Consider the following 19,954-nt stretch of genomic DNA (forward strand, 5'->3'; position numbering starts at 1 on the left):
CTTCAATTGGAGTTTGTGATCTTTGCTGAGAATCTTGAAGTTGTGGAGCAAAATAATGCGCTCCACAACGACTGCCGTGTTATTTAACAGCTAACCAAGGGCCGTCAGCTGCTGGAATATTCCCTTTGGTCCACCATTTAGCTTCATATATCACGCCATTGTAGCTGGCACGGTCGCCTTTTAAGTAGACTTTATCAGCATCCCAAGCTGGTACACCACCCACAGGCGGCTCAACAGGGGTTGTAGGTAAGTCGTCAACCACTCGAACTTGAGGCCAACTTGCGTGGGATTGGTAAAAGTTTGTCACGCATTTTTCGTAGTCTCCTGGTACAAGTGCCGAATAAGCCGTTTGATACCCAACAAGTTTACACTCGAAAGAATAGCCTCCGGGGCGGTCTGCGTAATATGTCCAGTCTCCTTCCCAGTTGGTGTATAGTACGTCAGTTGCGCCATCTAAATTTAAGCTACCATAAGGGGTTTGCTGCCAGCAGGTGTTTTCTTCATCCGCTGCAATGGCAATATTATAGTGATGTGATAGCCCTTCCCAATAACGGATGCGGTTAACAGGTTGACCTTTGTCACGGTTTTGTGCTCCGCACTCGATACCACCATTAATAATATTAATAGTGGTACCAAAACCATAACCAATCCCTGCATTTAACTCACGCTGTGACGGCACCCAAGTTTTGTCAATCACATGCAGCATCGCCGGCTTTGGTGCTTGAGGAGTTAAGAAAAACCAAATTGCGGACGCTAAATTTAGCCAAGAATCAGCAACTAAACCTGGGTTATTAAGCAATACAGTGGCGTCGCCATTAAACATGACTTCACTGAACGCACCGTAATTAAAGTGATAAGACAGCTGCTTTGCACCACGACCAAAGTAACCTTGCCCAGTGCCACAGGGCCAGCGACGATTCTGCCAATCATTTTGACCACACCCTGTAGTATAACCAACCTCTCCTTCTGACCACCCCATTTCACGCACATGTACCAAGGCTTGTTGCCACTCTTCAAGACCTAATGGGTTATCAGAAATATTATCTTTGGCAATGTGGCCTCCAGTTTCTTGGGCGAAGTGCGCAAAAGCGGTGACGATTGAGCGTTTACAGATTGCATCAGCATCGCGACCATCGGTGTAGTCGCCGCAAAAAGCAGGAAACTTACCAATAGCACGTAAAAAACGGGTATATGTGTATTCAGGCGCAGCCATTTGGGTTAAAAATTGCCATTGTGCTTCACCAAAGACACGCTCAGCTCGCTTAACGTTATTGGGATTACTAGCAAGGTTAGGAGCAATTCCCTCAACGATTGTGTTATCTAGAGTTTCTAGTGCCTTGGACCAGATTGCATACATTGGATTGTTTGTTTTTGCGCCCTCAGTTGCAGAAAGCTCTACTCGCGACACGATATAGCCCCCCGGGTTTTGCGGATCTGGTTGCGGACTCATAGCTATTGCTTGACTTGCAGTAATAGCCAGCGAAATTGCTGTTGCTAATTTAAGCGTTTTCATGTTTTTTCCTTTACACGTTGTTGTTAATAGTGGAACCCACTAACTTAACAATTATTAACAAAATGACATCGCTGTCAAATTTAACGATCCGAAGCTCAATAACAGAGTCTCAAAAAATGAGCACGACCAAGACTTTTTGGTACGTCAGTCAACGTGATATGCTAAGGCCAACGCTAATAAAAATTGATTATAAATAACAACAATAGAGCTTCTTATGAAAATCACTCCCTTGCAACCAGAGCATTTCTTACCCGTTATTGAGCTTGGTAACCTCGTTCATGGTGATAACTACTTAGATGAAACCGGTATCGAACAGATGTACCAAAAAGGTTGTAAAAACGGTATCAATGCTTCTTTTGTTGCGCTGGGCGAGAATGGTGAACTACTTGGTTTTAGAACCACCTACAGTGCCGGACAATGGCCAATTGACAAATGGAGCTCGCCAACACTATGGCCGGTTGATGAAAATGATATGGCTTACTTTAAGTGTATTGCTATCTCGCCCAATGCACAGGGGCAAGGTATAGGACCACAATTATTAAGCCATGCAGTGGCAGCACTAAAACAACAAGGTGCAAAAGCCGGTGTTTCTCACCTATGGAAGCAAAGCCCAGGCAATGGCGCAGTAAAATACTTCACTAAAGCAGGTGGTAAACTCATCAAAGTACACGATGACAAATGGCTAGACGATTGTATCTATCATGGTTATGTCTGCACTATTTGTGGCGCACAGTGCCACTGCCAAGCGGCAGAAATGGTGCTGGAGTTTTAGTATGTCCGGATTTGATCCTCTAACCCAGCCACATTGTCAGGGGCAAGCTTTTGCCAAGAGTTACTGGGCTGCAACCTGCGACATCGGTGAGCCATCCACAGCACTTGATAGTCCCTTGCAGGTTGATGTGGCAGTCATTGGCGGCGGCTTTACTGGATTACTGACAGCTTATCATCTAGCGACTACCTTTCAGCAAAGTGTGGCATTATTTGAAGCCAACCAAATTGGCTTTGGTGCAAGCGCAAGAAACGCAGGGTTTGTTTTACCAAGTACAGGACGTTTAGGTTATTCTCAGATTGCTAAAAGATATGGTGTAGACATCAGTAAATCCATCTACCAAGAATATAATGATGCGGTAGATAGAGTGCGTGATCATATCAAAGTGAACCACATTGAGTGTAATACCCAAGCGTCAGGTTACCTTAAAGTAGCACATAATCAGCAAGCATTTTCGCTTTTAAAGGCGCAGTCTGAGTACTTAAATTCCACAGTGGGCTGTAACAAACACCAACTGCTTGACCAGCAACAACTCCGTGACGCTTATATGCGTAATCAACAGGGATTTGGCGCACTGCGTTTTGATAATGCCTTTGGTGTCCATCCATTAAAATTATTAATGGGTTACAAAGCGATGGCACAGCAAGCCGGAGTAAAGATATACGAAAATAGCTTGGTCACACACCACCAAAGCCCAAATGGTAAACACCATTTAGAAGTTAATGGTCACAAGGTATCAGCAGATAAAGTGGTGATTGCAGCAAATGCCTATAGCCAACGCAACTTATCTCCTTTAACACAAGGTCGTTATTTGCCGATCTTAAGCAGTATTATTGTTACCAACCCTCTTAGTGATGACGTGTTAAATGCCCATGGTCTATTCACTGAGCAAGTCGTCATGGATACCCGGCGACTCAAGTATTATTACCGCCGACTTCCAGATAATCGCATTTTATTTGGTGGGCGTGGTGCTGTATTTGGGCGCAGTCAAGATAACTTAAAGTATCAACACAACTTACAGACGGCGCTTAAAGATTGCTTTGCACAACTGCCATTTACAGTAGATTATTTCTGGAGTGGTTATATTGCGGCAGCGCTTGATGATATTCCACATATTTATACTGAAAATAACACCGGTTACATACTCGGCTACTGTGGCTCAGGAGTGGCATTTAGTGCGCAGGCCAGTAAACGCCTTGCTGAAAAGTTAATGGGACAACCTGTACCTAATCTACCTATTTATACTAAACCGCTACCCACATTTCCGCTGCCACAATTACGTCGATTTGGCCAGCTCGCTTATTACCAATACGCACAAATAATGGATAAACTAGGATAATGTACTACTTCCAAATTCGTCCAGCCCGACCATGCGACGCCGCCTCGCTCGCAGCCTTATCTATTCAGGTGTGGCTCGACACGTATGCGTTAGAGGGAGTAAAACAAGAATATGCCGACTATGCACTTACCACCTTTACACAAGCATATTTTTTAGCTTTGTTACAACGTGATGAAATCAGCATTTATGTTGCTGAGCATGATGGTGCAATACAGGGATACATTCAAGCTAACAGGTCTTCACAATACGGCGACCAAGATCTTGGATTCGAGATTGAAAAGCTTTATGTATTAAGAAGATGGCATGGTAAGGGAGCCGGCTCGCAACTCATCACGGCCGCATGTGCCGATCTAGGTGAAAAATATTGGCTGTACACATGGGTAGAGAATGAATCAAATCAATTTTATCAAAAGCTTGGGTTAGCTCACTGTGGTCAGTTTGATTTTTCATTTAATGGCAAAGTGATTGCAAACCATGTTTATACCAGTCGGATTGACTAAACACGCCATTTTTAAGCTTATACAGGGGATCAGAGATACAGCCTCGTTTTACAACGACCTGTATCTCATCATTACATAAACTTGATTAGAAGCTATAACGCAAGTTCAAACCGAAGTTATCGTATTCATCTGCATTTCTGTAGCTGATATTAGCTGAAATGCGGTCTGTAAACTGGTAACCAAGCTTAGCTAGGTATACAAAGTTGGTTTCACTTTCGTCGTTTTGAATACGCTCAACACCAAGACCAATGCGCGCAGATAATGCGCCAAAAGCATGCTCATACGCAGCTTCTAAGTGATAGTGGTCACTATTATCACTGTCTTTATCTGAAAGTTGCTGCTGATAAGCTTGACCATTGTTATGCACTATTGTTGTAATACCTGAATACTCAACGTCTACCTCATACCTTGAGTAGCCACCGTAAATATCCATAAAACCTGCATCACTAACATCAAATTGGTGCCCTACCAACAAGGTCAAGTAGTCTAAATCTGTATCCACCTCTAGGGCTGTATTTATACGTATATCGTGATGAACCTCTAGCTGAGAGCGACTAATATCATCGCTAAGTACCGCATAACTTCCTTGAAGATAAAAACCATCAAAAGCCTTATTTGCAGTAACCACGACACCCGCTGGTTTTACCTCATCTAAGTTATCAATCGTTATTTTACCATAGMCAAGCTCAACAAAATCTGTTGAGTTTGCAGCACTGGCGGTTGATACTAGTAAGGCTGAAACTGCTACTACTTGCTTTAATACTGAATTCACGATTTACTCCATATTGCTCGTATGCAATACCAATTTGCGGCACCCAACAGTCACGCATATTGGTACAATTCGCGGCGCATACTACTGTATTTTCGAGCAAAAACAACAAGGCTTTTAAATAAATACAGCTTCACTTTGTAACAACTTTTGTCTAATTAACCCGTCACCGACATAAGCTATTTTGCTTAGCTCACAATTAATATACCAGACATTACCACTAGATAAGGTAGCTGAGGTTATTCTGTTTCTTAGATTCAATATAATTTTTAGCGCTTATTCGTAGCCCACCAGCTCAGCGAAACCTTCTCCATCAAATCCTCCAGAGGTTCTGACTCGCCCTTCCCAATAGGGGATAGAGAGCTGATTTCTAGAGTCTCGATTAATGGCTTCAATGATAATTGGTGACTCACCATCAAGCTCTAACTGCCATTTAGAAGGATAATGAACACCATCAAGCGGTATTGACTTTAGCACCGTCAGTTTAATTTCATTATGTTCTATCTGCTGTGGCGATTTTCCATCGCTTGCAATCTTGGTACCTCGACAATCAGTATAGCTTTGCTCATTATCACGAATGCAAAACACCATCAGAGCCCCCTGTTTGCTGTCTTTTGCGCGGATACTAAACCAGTCCCATCCACGCTGTGTTTTACTTATAAAAGCTGATGACCACTCTCTATCAAGCCAAGCTTTACCTGATACTTGATGGCTTTCACCGTTAAAGTAAAGCGTGCCAGAGGCATTTAAAAATGGGTAGCTATAATACATAGATGCATGACCATCTGCGGTCTTTTCGCTATAGCCATTTTCCCCATGTAATACCAAGGGACTATCATTAAGCTTAAGATTAATACTGTTGCCGCTTTCGCTTGCATGCAGAGACAGAGGCAAAAAAGCGCTTGAGTCACTTTTTAAATACCAGTCGTCAAGGCGGGCAATAAAAGGAGTAGTCGCGATTTCTATTTGACCTGCGCGACCATAACGCTCATAAGCTTGATGAGACTCATCATTTTGAATCGCAAAATGCGCAAAGTAGAGCTGATCATCCCACCAATGACTCGCGTAATGTGTGTTTGGGGCGGATACTCTAAATAACGTCCATTGCACCCCAAACGCTTTGCCTAAATCGCTGTGAAGATTTGCCGTGATATACCACCATTCAATACCTTGATCTGGATGACTGCCATGATCATGAGGAAAGCGTAGCTGATAATCCGGTGATACAGCAGTGCCTCGCACTTGGCTAAAAAAGCGCGTTTGAGCCTCGGTGTCGGCGGCAGGCTCTGGCGTACAAGCCACACATAGTGCCAATATAAATAACAATAAACACAATCTAGTCTTCATGTAATAAGTCCGCAACTGCATATCGACTGAGCTTAATGAGCGGGGCAATACTTACCAACAAGGCTAAACTGTAAATACTCATGATAAACACCATAATACTTTGATACGGAATCAAAAAAGGAATGCTCCAGCCAAACCCAACAGGCATAACAAACTTCAGCAATACCCAGCCCAATAACCCACCTAATACCATTGCTAATACCAAGCTTATCAATAAGATAATCGAGCTTTGCGAAAGCTTAACCTGAAATGCTTGTAGTGTAGTGATCCCCAAGGTTTTAAGCACAGCCAAAGGCTGCACCTGCTTGACTCCCAAAGTGAGTAATGACACCCAAAGACCAAATAAAGCAATCACCACTATCATCAGGTTCAGAGCATTGGTCGCGTAAAATGTATGTTCAAATAATTGTGTCGCATACTTTTTAAACACATGATTTTCAACAACTTGTGATTCGGTAAGCTCAAATTGCTGTAAAAGTTGCTGTTTCAAGCCGAGCTCATCAGCTTCTTCTTTTAAACGCAATGAGAAGCCAAAAGCCTCGTAATTAAACTTGGCTTGTAAAATGGCTGTAGTAACCACCACAAAAACACTGCGCTGCTCACCATAATCATAGTAAAACCCTGTTATTTCGCAGTTAATCTGACGCTCACCCTGTTTGATGGTGACGTATTGACCCAATCTTATGCCATGTAATAGTTTACTTGGTTCATTAGCAAGGCATCCACTGCGCGGTATGCTGGCTTCGTGGTACAGCGTTTTTGAAGTTGGTGGAGCTCCAGAAAGCAACGTAAGATTTTGATGTAAATCAGCATGAGAGCCAAAGCTGATTAATCTCACTGATTGTGTATTAGGGTCACTATCATTGYGCTGATAACTGCCTTCTGCTTGCCAAAAAACACCCACAGTATCAACTTCCTGCCTTGCTGATAACCATTGATACTGCCAGCTTTCTATATGATTTGGCCGAATATAGAGCTCGGCACTTAAACGACTATCTAAATGAATTTGCAACGCAGTGCTAAAGCTAGCAACCATAATTTGCAACCCCACCGACGTGCCCACAGCCAGCAAAACTGCATAGACGCTTGTGGTTAATACTCTGATCTGCTCATGACTATCAGCTTTCATCCACTTGAGTAATGGCCGGGTTGTGGGTATACACGCAAACGATATTCGCAGTACCACAGGCGTAATAATAAAGAACACCAGCAATAAACACACACAAAGGCCAAGCGCGAAAAAAGGATTATCGCTACCAATATAGAAGTACCCTGCTATCAGTCCAGCTCCTATGACACAAAGTACTCGAAATCTTTTCTTACGATGGAAAGTCAACACATTGGTTTGTGCATAAGCAATGCTCGCCAATACCAACATATTTAGCATAAAGGCTTGTAAAACGACCACCCAACTAAAATGAACCGGTAAATGCCTGTCCAGTTCGAAGAGACCTTTCAGTGCGAGTGTGATTTCTGCCACCAAAGCATTCGAGCCGACAAAAGCGATACCGGCACCGAGCAATGCTGCCAAAAAGCTAAGTAGTATTATTTCTATACTTACGGCGACAACAAGCGCGCAAGCGCTTTGAGATTGAAAAAGAAGGCTTGTGACAGGGAGTCGAATGATTGCGCCTCGGCACTTTGCAGTCGCGCTTTGTTGGCAATAATGGCGTTTACCTGCGCACTATTCAAATGAAAGTCTGAAATTTCTATGTAACTGATTTTTCCTTCCAAATGTAACAGGCGGTCAACCAAGGCTATGTCTGCCAATGCGGTATTCCCGCTAAGCCCTGGTAATACGACAAACACACAATCAACACCGGCAATTTGCATACTTTGATACTGCTTCAAGGAGAAGCGCTCCGCCAAGGCATTGGAGATATAAATAGTGTTAAAACCAAACTGCATACTAGGATTTTGATTTTGTTGACGGTCTGGCTGACTCCCTTTGCCAAGCCACTGAAGAGTATTTACACCTTTTATACGTACTTTTTGACCTTCGACTACTGTGACCACTCCTTCAGCAACCGGCTCAGCAGAACGTACACCTGCTTTTCGTAGCGTCTGCCAAATAGTCGCTTCAAGTGTTTTACTACCGTGAATTGGCCTCACAAAGTGACTGATTGGATTATTTATCAACGCACTGGTTTGGTGGTAGCGGTTACTCGCTTCTTGATTCAGCCCTTGGATTGCACCTAATAACGCACTCCCCAGCGACAAACCAAGAACAAACAGGAAAAAGAGCCAAAGGTGTCGGCGATAAAACTGGAAAAAAACCCCCAGTATTAATCTAATTTCAAGCGCTGTAGGTAAGGCCATGTTTAACTGAGAGTGCTTAACCATAAGCGCGCTTATTCTCAATGGTCACTTTTCTATCTAGGCTATTGGCAAGGTGTTGGCTGTGAGTAACCATAATCAGGTTCACCGACTGCTCTTGGCATAGCTGACGTAAAAGTGACACAACTTCTTCGCTTTTGGCTGCATCTAAATTGCCTGTAGGCTCATCTGCTAATAGCAACTGAGGTTTATTCAACATAGCCCGTGCAATACCTACTCGCTGTTGCTCCCCACCAGATAATTGATGTGGTAAGGCATTGAGTTTATCTGCAATCCCCAAGCGTGAAGCAAGTGTTTTGACTGTCTGTGGTGCTAGTTTTATATTGTTGAGCTGTGCTTGGAAAGTAATATTGTCGTATACGTTGAGTACTGATAGTAGTTGATAATGCTGGAATATCATGCCCAGACTTCTGCGGTATCTGGCCTGCGCTGTGTCGTTAAATTTGGTAATATCTTGGCCGTCGATAATGATGCTGCCACTGTCAGGCCTGAGTAGCCCACCTATTAAATGGATCAATGTGGTTTTGCCAGAGCCGCTATCTCCTACCACTGCCACTTGCTCATTTTTACCAATACTAAGATTAAGATCACTTAAAATTTCTCTGCGAGACTCTCCGTCACGACGAGAGAAGACAACATTTTGTACTTCTACCACAGACACATATTCCTTTCTTATACTAATTATTTTAATTAAGTGGTCTACTATTTTGAAGCGAGAAAATCTTGTCGATAGCACCGCTCCACGCCCTGCTCACGCCAAGGTATTTATGTTATGTAAGCAATGCAAGAATTTCTATTTAGTTGTTCTAAATAGAAATTTTTAACGCAATTAGGCTTCAGATTTACTCCTTCAAATTGAGCACGTATTAAGGCTAGTTGTTATTAAACATAACTTATGCGGCGATCACCAAGGAATTGCATCTCCTTTGTAGTCATAAAAGCCGCCACTTTGTGCATCAACAAAATGTGATAACACGCTATAAAGCCCAGCAGCCGACTCCTCTGGTGTAACCGGTGCCTCAGCTCCCCCCATGTCTGTTTGAACCCAACCAGGGTGCAATGCAACGGTACGGATCCCATCAACCAGTAAATCATTTGATAAGCTTTTAATCACTGAGTTCACTGCAGCTTTGGAGCTGCGATAAATATATCCACCGCCTTTGGTATTCATTGTGTGGCTACCAACTTTGGATGACACCGCGGCAAATATTTTTTCTGTTGAGTTACTTAAGTGGGTATAAAAAAGCTCAGCAAGTCGCATGGTAGCAAAGACATTGACCTCCATCACCTCACGCCACGCTTCAATATCTGTTTCTCCAAAGGCGTAACCCTTTGGTCCATATATGCCAGCATTATTAACGACAATATCAATGGCAACTGGCGCAAGCTTTTCGCTCAACTCCGTCATTTGATCAAAATTAGTGACATCTAGTGCGAACACCTGAAGTTCAGGAAACGTCGCAGATAACGCATTTAAGTCAGTTGCAGCTAGCGGATCTCTACATGTTGCCAGCACATGCCACCCCGATTGCAGGTAGACCTTAGTTAACGCAAGTCCAATCCCACGATTAGCACCTGTTATCAGTATTGTTTTCACAGAGTCAACTCCCAAGCCATTCAGATAAAAGCCGCTGGTGTTTATTCACTATACATGATGAGCAACTGGATAATCCACTTTTTAGACAAATGGCATTTCTGTATTCATCATTGCGCATCAATGTATTACCGTTTTGTGTATGGCTATGATTTGTTTTCAATCCAAAGTATTGCCTGATTTTTATCTCGAAAATATTTTACCTCCCCACTTATAACCCAATTAACAATCAATGCAGCAAGACGATGCCACTTTTTGCCACCATAAATGGCCACTCTTTTAAACTCGTGGCTGTGAGATAATACTATCTGAAAATCGTCCCACATTGCTCTAAGCTCCCAGCCTTTAAAGTCAATTGCATCAATTAGTGCATACACCTGTGGCGACTTTACCGTTTTTATAACCTCTTCAATAATAGGCGTAATAGTAATGTAATCTTCATGGGTAAGTTTACCGCTGAGTGTTAAGGTTAAGTAGATATCGCTTTGACGCCTCTCAGTGCCTATAGAAATACCATGAAACGAGTCTGACATTACGCTTCCTATTAACATGTAAACCAGCTAAAACCGAAGTTGCAAATCCAACTAAAGCATATGTAAAGCTGAGCATTTACGCCAATTCATAAATTTTTGACTCCTGTCAGTTCCTGTTCAGATTTCTAGTACTACTATGCGCGCCGTTGAGTTGATGTAGCTCAATATATGGAAATTAAAGGGATGAACATGAAAAAACTACTATCTATCGCAGCTGTTTCACTACTTGTTTCAGCGACCGCTCAAGCTAACGCAGGAAACGTTCAAAAAGAGTGGTTCAACGCTGCTAGTTACACAGACTACGATAGCTCCGATAACAGCCTACTGATGCTTTCTTCTGATTACTTTTTCGCACCTCAAGAATCAGTTGGCGTATGGGATGGCTTTGGCTACCTAGATACAGACAGTAATGTTGGCCTAAGCTATGCCAACGATGATTTCTCAAATGCCTTTTCTGCTCACGGTGAAGGTTTTATCACTAAAGAGTGGTTTGTTACTGGTAGCATTTCAGATCTTGGTGAAGCTGACGATCATTACTCTTTTGGCTTTGGTTACTTATATAACGAGAACCTAAAGCTAAGTATTCGTCAGGAAGAGTTCGAACATGGTGATACAACTTGGTTCAAAGCAGAATATAACCATGAGCTCAACTCTACAGATTATATTGGTTTTACCATTGAAACCGAAGATGAGTTTGATTACCTAAACCTAAGTGCTCGTTATTTGATGCACGTGGGTGGCGAAAGCTACTTCACAATCGACGTGGAACATAACCGCATTGACATCGAAGGCTTTGATGACAATGTGACGAATGTACTAGCAAACTACTACTTCACTCGTAACTTTGCACTTGGTCTTGGCTCATATGACTCAGACTTAGCGGTGGAAGCGAAGTACTTCTTCAATGACACTTACTACCTTACAGGTAGTGTTGTTGACACAGATGGCGGCGAAACAAGCAACCTAACTTTTGTTGCACAGTTCTAAGTTGACACAATATTGAGGTACACCAGTACCTCATTGATACTCCCCCAACTACTCAACATCCCTTCGCGACCACACTCCGCGTTGGGGTGTTTTTCACATTTTGAAACAAGCTACTCATCTAAATTGGGTGCATTTCAGTGCTTAATCGTTATTATGTATCAAAATAATAACGGAAACGCCTATATTATGATGAAAATAAAAACACTCGTGCTCGCCATTGCTACGGCAGCCGCGCCTTTTGTTTCAGCGTATCAAACAGAAGATACTCGCTTACTTCGCTTTCCTGACATTCACAAAGATAAAGTCACTTTTGTCTATGCTGGCGACATTTATATCGCAGATACCAATTCAGGGAAAAGTCAGCGATTAACTGACCACATTGGTTTTGAAACTTTTCCTAAGTTTTCACCAGATGGTAGCAAAATTGCTTTTGCCGCTGAGTACAATGGTAGCCGCCAGATCTATGTCATCAATGCCGATGGTTCAGGCTTAAAACAGCTCACCTATTATAACGATGTCGGCGCGATGCCTCCCCGCGGTGGTTTTGATTATCGGGTGATGGATTGGACGCCTGACGGCAAACATATCGTGTTCAGAGCAAACCGCACCCCATGGGGTAAACGCATGGGTCGCCCATATATGGTACCTGTCGAAGGTGGACTTGAGCAGCCGATGGCCATCCCAGAAACTGGTGGCGGTATGCTCTCGCCTGATGGCAGCAAGTATGTTTACACCCCTATCGACAGGGAGTTTAGAACCTGGAAACGCTCACGCGGTGGCCGTGCACAAGATGTGTGGGTTTACGACCTTGAAAACAACACGTCTAAACAGCTCACCACTGATAAAGCAACGGATCAGCAACCGACTTGGGTAAATGACAGTATTTATTTTGTATCTGATCGTGACTATACACTCAACCTGTATAAATATCGCGACGGTAAGTCTCCAGTAAAAATGACTGACCACAAAGACTTTGATGTTTTGTGGCCATCAGCAGGTCCTGACGCCATCGTTTATGAAAATGGCGGTTACCTATATCGTTTTGATGAAGCGACAAAATCTGCCAAAAAGCTAAACATTGATGTTGCTGGTGTGCGCCAATATGCCATGCCTTACAGCAAAAATGTCAGTGATTTTATTGATTCAATGGATATTTCACATGATGGTAAACGTGCATTGTTTACTGCTCGTGGTGAGCTATTCTCTGTTCCAGTAAAACAAGGTCCAACTCGCAACCTTTCTTACACCCCAGAAGGCCGAGAGATTGAAGCTAGCTGGTCACCAAATGGCCGTTATATTGCCTACATGAGTGATAAAACAGGTGAATATGAGATCTATCTTAAAGATAGAGCAAATAACAACAAAACCATCCAGTTAACCGACAATGGTACCATCTGGCGCTTTACGCCAATTTGGTCGGCTGATAACAGCAAACTGCTCTTTGCTGATAAAAACCACACGCTATGGTGGGTTGATGCGAAATCTGGTGATACGCATAAAATTGATACCGCCAAATACGATGAAGATGGTTTAACCGAATACACATGGTCACCTAACAGCGAAGATATTGTTTTTGTTAAAAACAACGAGAACCGCTACGCCTCGCTATGGCACTATAATATCAAAGATAAAAAGGTCACTCGACTGACTGACGAAATGACCAGCGAGCGTAACCCGACTTTCTCGCCAGATGGTAACTACATTTACTTTACGTCTGAACGCGACTACAACCTCACCTTTAGTAGCTATGAGTTTGATTATATGTTCAACAACGCCACACGTATTTACAGCGTCGCGGTAAACAATCATATCAAGCCATTAAACGCGTTTGAAAGCGATGAGTTAAGCATTCAATCAGACGATGAAGCAAAAGCTGATAGCACCAAAAAAGAAAATTATATTGATGCCAACGGCTTTATGTCTCGGGTTGTATCCCTCTCCGCTCCAGCCGGTAACTACGGTGCGCTAACAGGTGTCGACGGTGGCGTTCTAACACTAACAGGTGGTGCATTAAAGCTACTTGGTAGCGAACCTGATAGCAAACTAGAAACAGTTGCCGAAGGGGTAAGCAGCTATAAGGTTGCCGCTGGCGGTAAGCATCTAATTGCTCGTGCTGGCAATAATTACAGTGTTATCGCACCTAAGCCAAAACAGGACTTAAAGAGCAGTCAGCTTGACCTATCTAAGATGACACTGAAAATCGACCCTAAAGTTGAATGGCAACAAATGTATGTAGAAGGTTGGCGTACATTGCGTGATTGGTTCTACGATGAGAATCACCATGGCCAAGATTGGGATGCAATTTTAGAGAAGTATCAGCCTCTTGCCAATGCAGTTGCGCATCGTAGCGACTTAGACTACGTACTAAGTGAAATTGCAGGAGAGATAAACGCCGGTCACATTTACGTGCAATCTGGTGATGCTCCAACAGCCGAGCGCAAAAAGCACGGTTTGCTTGGTGCAGAAATAAGCGCTCACCAATCAGGTTATGTGAAAATTGAACGTATCTTTAAAGGTGAAAATTGGCATGAGAACTACCGCTCACCGCTTGACGAGACTGGCGTCAATGCCAATGTAGGTGATTACATCATCTCTGTAAATGGTCGCTCAGTAAAAGAAGTGGTTAACTTTTATGAGTTACTTGAAAATACCCAAGGTGAGCAGGTTGAGCTTGTTCTAAGCAAGTCTCCAAGTGCCGAAAATAGCTGGAAGACAACGGTCAAGCCTGTTGCCAGTGAGCAAGGACTACGTTACATGGCTTGGGTGCAATCACGGGCTGACTACGTAAGCAAGCTTTCCGATGGTAAAATCGGCTACGTCCACCTACCAAATACGCATTATGATGGTAACCGTTCTTTATTTAAGAACTTTATGCCACAAACAACGAAAGAAGCGCTGATCGTCGACGATCGTTATAATGGTGGTGGTTTTATTCCTGAGCACATTATTACTTGGCTTGCTCGTAAACCGCTTAATTACTGGAAACGTCGTGGTGTTGAGCCAACAAAAACTCCACAATTTGCCCACGACGGTCCAAAAGCGATGTTGATCAACGGCTATTCAAGTTCAGGTGGTGATGCCCTACCTTACTATTTCCGCCAAGCGGGTCTAGGAAAGCTAATTGGTACACGCACTTGGGGGGGCTTAATTGGGATTTCCGGAAACCCAAGCCTTGTTGATGGAGGCCAAGTGATAGCAGCAACCTTCCGTATCCTAGATAATGACGGCAACTGGATCATTGAAAATGAAGGAGTAAGCCCTGATATCGAGGTGATAGATAGGCCTGAATTGATCCACGCAGGTAAAGACCCTTCTGTCGAGCGTGCTGTCGAAGAGTTATTGAAAGAGTTAAAAGACAACCCGAAAAAAACACTAACAGTGCCACCTGCACCAACTAAGTTTTAAATTCATATTCAAAGTGGTTTAAAGGCTCACCTTTAAACCACTTTTCAGCCTCGCTTAAGTCACCGACTTCATCACTCACACTAGCACGTTATAAAAAAGTTACTGGTACGTAATACTCCGTAATCGAATTTTTCCTAATTTACGTCTACTTTTATCTCGTGTGTTTATTACATATGCCTATATGCTTAAGTTCTAAGTTGCTTTAGGTACGCAATCTGTATCCTAACTTATGCCAATTTGCTTAATCACATGATCTATTTTGAGGTGAAAAGACTGTACCAGTAATCAGGCAAAAATTTTGCTATTAAGTTGTTTTTAATATGAAATATTTAACGCTGTTCGTGCCTTGTTTACTCCTTAAAATTGAACACATATTTAAACAGATTAGTACTATTTAAGCCTGTGGTATTGCACAACATTCACCGTCACAAAGGAGCAAACCATGAATGTGCAAAACAAAACGGATCAATCTGTTGTTGAAGTAAAAGCAGAAATTGATGCCGGCGCGATGCTAAGTAATGCCCAAAAGCAACAAATTAAAGCCCGTGATAGTCAGTATAAAGCTGCTGATTTATCCTGTTTGAGAGCAATTGCACAAGCTGCAATTAATGTTGAACTCTTTACCATCCCACTTTACATGACAGGACTTTATTCAATTCAAGGAACTCACCAAATTGCAGATCCGTCAGATCTATACCCCGGTCGCTACTGGCCTGGACTTAGCCCAACAGCGGGATATATTCCAGAGCACCGCCTAAACAAAGGCTACGACGTAGAGCTTAAGCCCCTATTTGATATCGATACTTTGGTGGGTGATGATGATGACCCAAACAACCAAAAGAACGCTTTTGAACTTTCTGTGAACCAACAAGTGTTTAACGGCGTGTATAGTGTTTTTATCGAAGAGATGTTGCACTTACAACTTGCCTCAAACATGGCAAGTAAGCTGGGTCTAACACCAAGTTTTACCAGCCCAGCGCTAATTGATGAACAGTATGGCTGGAAGTGCTATAACAACCAAAGTAGTATCCCTCATATTTTAGACTTTGCCGATTGTAGCGATGACTTGTCTAAACTCAGCCCTGAAGTTCAGGCTTATTTTAAACAGATCTTTCCAAACAAGACGTTAAAGGATCTCCGTGTTAATGCCACAGAACTTAACAAAGAGCAAACACTACTCTTTATGTTGATTGAGGAAACGGAAGAAAACGCCAAAAAAATTATTAAGAACTCATGCGTTAAAGTGGATGAGAACAACACAAGACCAAAATATTTTGAGCAAGCTCCCTTTGATTGGTGGAAGCCAGATTACACCGAAAAGAACCTACCGCTATTTGGTTCGATTGGACACATGTACCTCTGCTATTGGGATTACATTCAGATCCAATATAATGATGGCACGAGCTTGCTCGATTACGCGACCATTCAGCGTGACTATTTTAATGAACGCCCTGGTAATAAAGATTACAAGGCGCAATTCCCTGGAATTAAGGGCTCACTTTACGTTCAAGAAGATCACACTGCATTAAAAGAAGCACTAATGAATAACGTGAATGCCATTACCGATCAAGGAGAAGGCGATGGTGTAGCTGACATGATATGCAAACGCTGGGCTGATGAAAAGTGGGCACAAACTCTACTGGCAGCAAAAGCGGCTAAAGCTGATGATACCCATCTCAGTACCGTAGAAGAGAAGTTTCAACCTAGTGCGGAAGCATTGAAAGCGGATTATCCTGCAAGCCCCGAAGAGGGCCCAATTTCAGGGTCAGCATGTGCACGGATCACCAACAAGTACAAAGACCACTTTCAGATTTTTACAGATACGATGAAGCTCATCGTCGAATTTGAAAAGCCTGCAAACAAGTCAAACGAGCGCTACATCACTTGGCCGACTTGGTTTGCTGAGGGGAATAGCTGGAACGAGGCATTGTTGGATCCCAAAGGTGGTGATAAAGCGGCTAAAACTAACCCAAATCTACCTTGTGTAACCAGCGTTGTTAAAGCACTAAATAACTTAAAACTGACATCTAATATTGGTAATACGCACCAATTATTTAGTCAATCTGCAGTGGGTACGATTAAAGGGTTAACCACAGCACTTGACCGCTATTGGTCAGGTAAAACCAGTGAATTTCCGGGCCCTGCAATGGGTGGCTCTGGTGATAGAATTTCTATCTGTTGGGCAACGACTGGAATTGCACCTGATTTAGTTACTGGGATTAAAGCACAAGATCCAAATACCCTCTACCATGCCTGTCAAGGAATGAGTTACACCAACATTGGTGCAGATAACTTGCCACCTCCTGAGGTTTATCACAGCTGTAAGGGCAGTAACGATTGTAAAGCTCAAGGTGGCTGTGGTTTCGTGCATAGTACAACCGCAGGCGGCAGCTGTGGGGGGAGTGTATCGACTGGGCCAAAAAGTGCGCCTGCTGATAACAAGTGTAACAACTTGGGCGGCTGCGCAGTACCTATCTCTGCTTCTCAACTATTCCCAGAGCTTTCTGGTGAAGACAATGAATACGAGATGCAGCTATTTAAGTTTGACTTAAAAGATAACACCTTCTCGCCGATTCAATACAAAAATACAAAAGGTCAAAACGAAGATTTTATGCCCTACAAAAAAGGGGACGCTGTATACGATATTGCATGGCAGGCTTACTGTAATGCCAATGGATTGTTGAAAGAGGATAATACGCCCATGGATAAACCAGAGCCTTCAGATATTCGCCTTGCATTGCCTCCATCAACTTGATTGGGAGCGAGTATGAAAAATCCAATCCGGACACAGCAGTTTGCTGCGTCCGCTACACAACAATTAACCAACTTAGGATTTGGTGTTGGCCTTCGCAGCCAACACTATCCCGTTATTATGTCTCACTTAGCGCGCGGAGTATCACTTGGTGTAGACTGGTTTGAAATCATCAGTGAGAACTATATTGATAATCACGGCTATGGTCGGCATGTGCTTGCTCAACTCAAGGAGCAATATCCACTCGTGATGCATGGTGTATCAATGAACATAGGTAGTAGCGATCCACTCAATCTTGAATACTTAGGTAAACTTAAAGCGTTGGGTGAGTATGTCAAGCCGCAGCTTATTTCTGATCATTTATGCTGGACAGGTATTGCTGGCCTAAATAGCCACGATTTACTGCCAATGCCACTCACTGACGAAAGTCTGCAACACGTTATCAAGCGTGTTGACCAAGTACAGAGTTTTTTAGAGCGCCCTTTAATACTTGAGAATCCATCAACATATCTTGAATTTCAACACTCGACCCTCACTGAAAGCGAGTTTTTTAGTGAGTTAGTCAAAGCAACTGGCTGCGGTATGCTGCTGGATGTAAATAACGTTTTTGTGAGTAGTTTCAATCACGGGTTTGACGCTGAAGCTTTTATTCGTCAGCTCCCTCATCAACACATTGTCCAACTCCATCTAGCAGGTCCTAGTGACTGCGGTGATTGTTTAATAGACACTCATGATCATCCAGTACCCGCAAGAGTTTGGCAACTCTATCAACTGGCGCAACAGTTAACCGGTGGTGTGTCTACTTTGCTTGAATGGGATGCCAATATTCCAAGCTTTGGTGAACTTGTGGATGAGTTAAACAAAGCAAAATCAGTGCTTGCTGGACACATTCCAGAGCAAGAGACTGGCACCACCCTTAACGCCATTTCAACTCCAATCGTTAATGACAGAGCAGAATTAATCAAATGAAAACGCCAGATTTAACGCAAACTCAGCAGTGGCTTAGCACAGTTTTAATGGTGCGAGGCGACCTAGAGCAAAAGCTAAATATCGCAGCCAACCCTCATGGTGTAATGCTACATGACTGTATAAAAAGTACGAAAAAATTGGGGGCGATGAGAAGAGTCGACATCTATGCTGCAGGCTATGTGATGCGGTTGGTCGAATGCCTAAAAGGCGAGTTTGCGCTGCTTAACCAATTCATGGGAGAGGAAGTGTTTGAAACATTCGCCAAAGCTTTCATCGTCAGCCTCCCCTCAGAGTCTTGGACACTGCATCAGCTTGGCGGGCGCTTCGCTGACTTTCTGAGGCAAACAAAACCCATTGGAGATTTTTCCGCTCATCAGCAAGCGATGCTGAGTATACCCGCAGAGCTTGCCAAGTTTGAACGAGCAAAAGCACAAGCTCTACTAAAACCCGGACCAGAAACCGCCCTGCCCACCCCAGCAATAAATGAAATAGAGCTACTGTGTGGGATAGCGGAGGACTTTATTATCGCAGTGCCAGAATCAGCACAGCTTATTCATACCGACTACCACCTGCTACCACTTATTGCGCAACTTGAGCAATCTACACCATACACGATACCAGAGCCAATGCAGACGCATATTGCAGTGTCTCGACAGCAATACCGTATCAAGGCTTGCACGATAAGCAATTGGCAAGCAGACTTTTTACTCCATCTGCAAACTAAGCCTCTACGCTTACGAGATGCAATAAGCTCCTGTGCTCATCGCACCAATGTGACTGTACAAGCGCTCCATTCACAGCTAGCCGTTTGGTTACCAAGCGCAATGAATGTGGGGCTGGTAATGCGAGTACCGTAGCAGTAAAACCTCTTTAGCCTATAGGTGAGGTAGGGATCTCACTGTTTCACAACACAGCGGAACTACTTTTAATTTTAGCCTATTTGACTTTTTAAACTATTATTTAATCTGGGATTTAAATCGGCTAGTTATGCAAACCTCGATTTTTAACCAACCACAATATCGTTTCGCTGGAGCGGCAGCTGATCGTACAAAGATGACATAGCTATGCTCATTTTTGACTTAGGCTCATTGAACGATAACTTTACGGGCAAGGAAAAGCACGCTATCTACCAAATAGGTG

General features: G+C 43.2%; 16 protein-coding genes. 8 read left to right on the forward strand and 8 right to left on the reverse strand.

Annotated elements, in window-relative coordinates:
- Positions 1-79: 79 nt before the first annotated feature.
- Positions 80-1,513 carry a chitinase gene (locus tag EAG18_RS07930; protein WP_125251836.1) on the reverse strand — a complete coding sequence of 478 codons (1,434 nt, stop codon included), beginning with the start codon at positions 1,511-1,513 and terminating at the stop codon, positions 80-82.
- Between the two features lie 214 nt (positions 1,514-1,727).
- On the opposite strand from EAG18_RS07930, the gene EAG18_RS07935 reads away from it, so the two are divergent.
- The 3 genes from EAG18_RS07935 to EAG18_RS07945 are packed head-to-tail and all read left to right on the forward strand — an operon-like array spanning position 1,728 to position 4,121.
- On the forward strand, positions 1,728-2,285 hold the full coding sequence (locus EAG18_RS07935; RefSeq protein ID WP_125251837.1) for a GNAT family N-acetyltransferase: 558 nt from the start codon (positions 1,728-1,730) through the stop codon (positions 2,283-2,285).
- Between the two features lies 1 nt (position 2,286).
- A complete protein-coding gene (locus EAG18_RS07940) occupies positions 2,287-3,621 on the forward strand; it encodes an FAD-dependent oxidoreductase (protein ID WP_125251838.1) in 1,335 nt (444 codons plus the stop codon).
- Positions 3,621-4,121 carry a GNAT family N-acetyltransferase gene (locus EAG18_RS07945; RefSeq protein ID WP_125251839.1) on the forward strand — a complete coding sequence of 167 codons (501 nt, stop codon included), beginning with the start codon at positions 3,621-3,623 and terminating at the stop codon, positions 4,119-4,121. Before EAG18_RS07940 ends, EAG18_RS07945 begins: the two co-directional genes overlap by 1 nt.
- An 85-nt stretch (positions 4,122-4,206) precedes the next feature.
- On the opposite strand, the gene EAG18_RS07950 is transcribed toward EAG18_RS07945, so the two are convergent.
- The 7 genes from EAG18_RS07950 to EAG18_RS07975 form a co-directional block, all read right to left on the reverse strand.
- Positions 4,207-4,893, reverse strand: a complete 687-nt coding sequence (locus tag EAG18_RS07950; RefSeq protein WP_125251840.1) for a porin — start codon at positions 4,891-4,893, stop codon at positions 4,207-4,209.
- A gap of 273 nt (positions 4,894-5,166) precedes the next feature.
- Entirely contained in the window at positions 5,167-6,237 is a 1,071-nt protein-coding gene (locus EAG18_RS07955; protein WP_125251841.1) for a lipocalin-like domain-containing protein, read from the reverse strand.
- Positions 6,227-7,768 carry an FtsX-like permease family protein gene (locus EAG18_RS07960; protein WP_275557249.1) on the reverse strand — a complete coding sequence of 514 codons (1,542 nt, stop codon included), beginning with the start codon at positions 7,766-7,768 and terminating at the stop codon, positions 6,227-6,229. The genes EAG18_RS07955 and EAG18_RS07960 overlap by 11 nt, the downstream gene beginning before the upstream one ends.
- A 26-nt stretch (positions 7,769-7,794) precedes the next feature.
- Complete coding sequence (locus tag EAG18_RS22330) at positions 7,795-8,580, reverse strand: hypothetical protein (protein ID WP_275557250.1); 786 nt, start codon at positions 8,578-8,580, stop codon at positions 7,795-7,797.
- Positions 8,573-9,229 (reverse strand): ABC transporter ATP-binding protein, encoded by a 657-nt coding sequence (locus tag EAG18_RS07965; protein ID WP_125251866.1) that lies wholly within the window; start codon positions 9,227-9,229, stop codon positions 8,573-8,575. Before EAG18_RS07965 ends, EAG18_RS22330 begins: the two co-directional genes overlap by 8 nt.
- 249 nt (positions 9,230-9,478) lie before the next feature.
- Positions 9,479-10,171, reverse strand: a complete 693-nt coding sequence (locus tag EAG18_RS07970; RefSeq protein ID WP_125251842.1) for an SDR family oxidoreductase — start codon at positions 10,169-10,171, stop codon at positions 9,479-9,481.
- Between the two features lie 143 nt (positions 10,172-10,314).
- Positions 10,315-10,701: an STAS/SEC14 domain-containing protein gene (locus EAG18_RS07975; RefSeq protein WP_125251843.1), complete on the reverse strand. Its 387-nt coding sequence runs from the start codon at positions 10,699-10,701 to the stop codon at positions 10,315-10,317.
- 189 nt (positions 10,702-10,890) lie between these two features.
- Here EAG18_RS07975 and EAG18_RS07980 point away from each other — a divergent pair, with 189 nt between their 5' ends.
- The 5 genes from EAG18_RS07980 to EAG18_RS08000 all read left to right on the forward strand — a co-directional run bounded on the left by EAG18_RS07980 (position 10,891) and on the right by EAG18_RS08000 (position 19,671).
- Positions 10,891-11,688 (forward strand): putative porin, encoded by a 798-nt coding sequence (locus EAG18_RS07980; RefSeq protein WP_125251844.1) that lies wholly within the window; start codon positions 10,891-10,893, stop codon positions 11,686-11,688.
- A 153-nt stretch (positions 11,689-11,841) separates the two neighbouring features.
- Positions 11,842-15,093 (forward strand): S41 family peptidase, encoded by a 3,252-nt coding sequence (locus EAG18_RS07985; protein ID WP_185745571.1) that lies wholly within the window; start codon positions 11,842-11,844, stop codon positions 15,091-15,093.
- 442 nt (positions 15,094-15,535) lie between these two features.
- Positions 15,536-17,848, forward strand: coding sequence for a ferritin-like domain-containing protein (locus EAG18_RS07990; RefSeq protein WP_125251846.1), 2,313 nt, complete (start codon positions 15,536-15,538; stop codon positions 17,846-17,848).
- Between the two features lie 12 nt (positions 17,849-17,860).
- On the forward strand, positions 17,861-18,814 hold the full coding sequence (locus tag EAG18_RS07995; RefSeq protein ID WP_125251847.1) for a DUF692 domain-containing protein: 954 nt from the start codon (positions 17,861-17,863) through the stop codon (positions 18,812-18,814).
- A complete protein-coding gene (locus EAG18_RS08000; RefSeq protein ID WP_125251848.1) occupies positions 18,811-19,671 on the forward strand; it encodes a DNA-binding domain-containing protein in 861 nt (286 codons plus the stop codon). Before EAG18_RS07995 ends, EAG18_RS08000 begins: the two co-directional genes overlap by 4 nt.
- The last annotated feature ends 283 nt before the right edge of the window (positions 19,672-19,954 follow it).

Origin of the sequence: Pseudoalteromonas sp. J010, assembly GCF_003934235.1 — a bacterium.
Taxonomy (GTDB): Bacteria; Pseudomonadota; Gammaproteobacteria; order Enterobacterales; family Alteromonadaceae; genus Pseudoalteromonas; species Pseudoalteromonas peptidolytica.

Excerpts from the sequence above, each read along its gene's own strand:
- EAG18_RS07930 (WP_125251836.1), bottom strand. The coding sequence starts at position 1,513 with ATGAAAACGCTTAAATTAGCAACAGCAATTTCGCTGGCTATTACTGCA.
- EAG18_RS07935 (WP_125251837.1), top strand. The coding sequence starts at position 1,728 with ATGAAAATCACTCCCTTGCAACCAGAGCATTTCTTACCCGTTATTGAG.
- EAG18_RS07975 (WP_125251843.1), bottom strand. The coding sequence starts at position 10,701 with ATGTCAGACTCGTTTCATGGTATTTCTATAGGCACTGAGAGGCGTCAA.
- EAG18_RS07985 (WP_185745571.1), top strand. The coding sequence starts at position 11,842 with ATGTATCAAAATAATAACGGAAACGCCTATATTATGATGAAAATAAAA.
- EAG18_RS07940 (WP_125251838.1), top strand. The coding sequence starts at position 2,287 with ATGTCCGGATTTGATCCTCTAACCCAGCCACATTGTCAGGGGCAAGCT.
- EAG18_RS07945 (WP_125251839.1), top strand. The coding sequence starts at position 3,621 with ATGTACTACTTCCAAATTCGTCCAGCCCGACCATGCGACGCCGCCTCG.
- EAG18_RS07995 (WP_125251847.1), top strand. The coding sequence starts at position 17,861 with ATGAAAAATCCAATCCGGACACAGCAGTTTGCTGCGTCCGCTACACAA.
- EAG18_RS07980 (WP_125251844.1), top strand. The coding sequence starts at position 10,891 with ATGAAAAAACTACTATCTATCGCAGCTGTTTCACTACTTGTTTCAGCG.
- EAG18_RS07955 (WP_125251841.1), bottom strand. The coding sequence starts at position 6,237 with ATGAAGACTAGATTGTGTTTATTGTTATTTATATTGGCACTATGTGTG.
- EAG18_RS07990 (WP_125251846.1), top strand. The coding sequence starts at position 15,536 with ATGAATGTGCAAAACAAAACGGATCAATCTGTTGTTGAAGTAAAAGCA.
- EAG18_RS22330 (WP_275557250.1), bottom strand. The coding sequence starts at position 8,580 with ATGGTTAAGCACTCTCAGTTAAACATGGCCTTACCTACAGCGCTTGAA.
- EAG18_RS08000 (WP_125251848.1), top strand. The coding sequence starts at position 18,811 with ATGAAAACGCCAGATTTAACGCAAACTCAGCAGTGGCTTAGCACAGTT.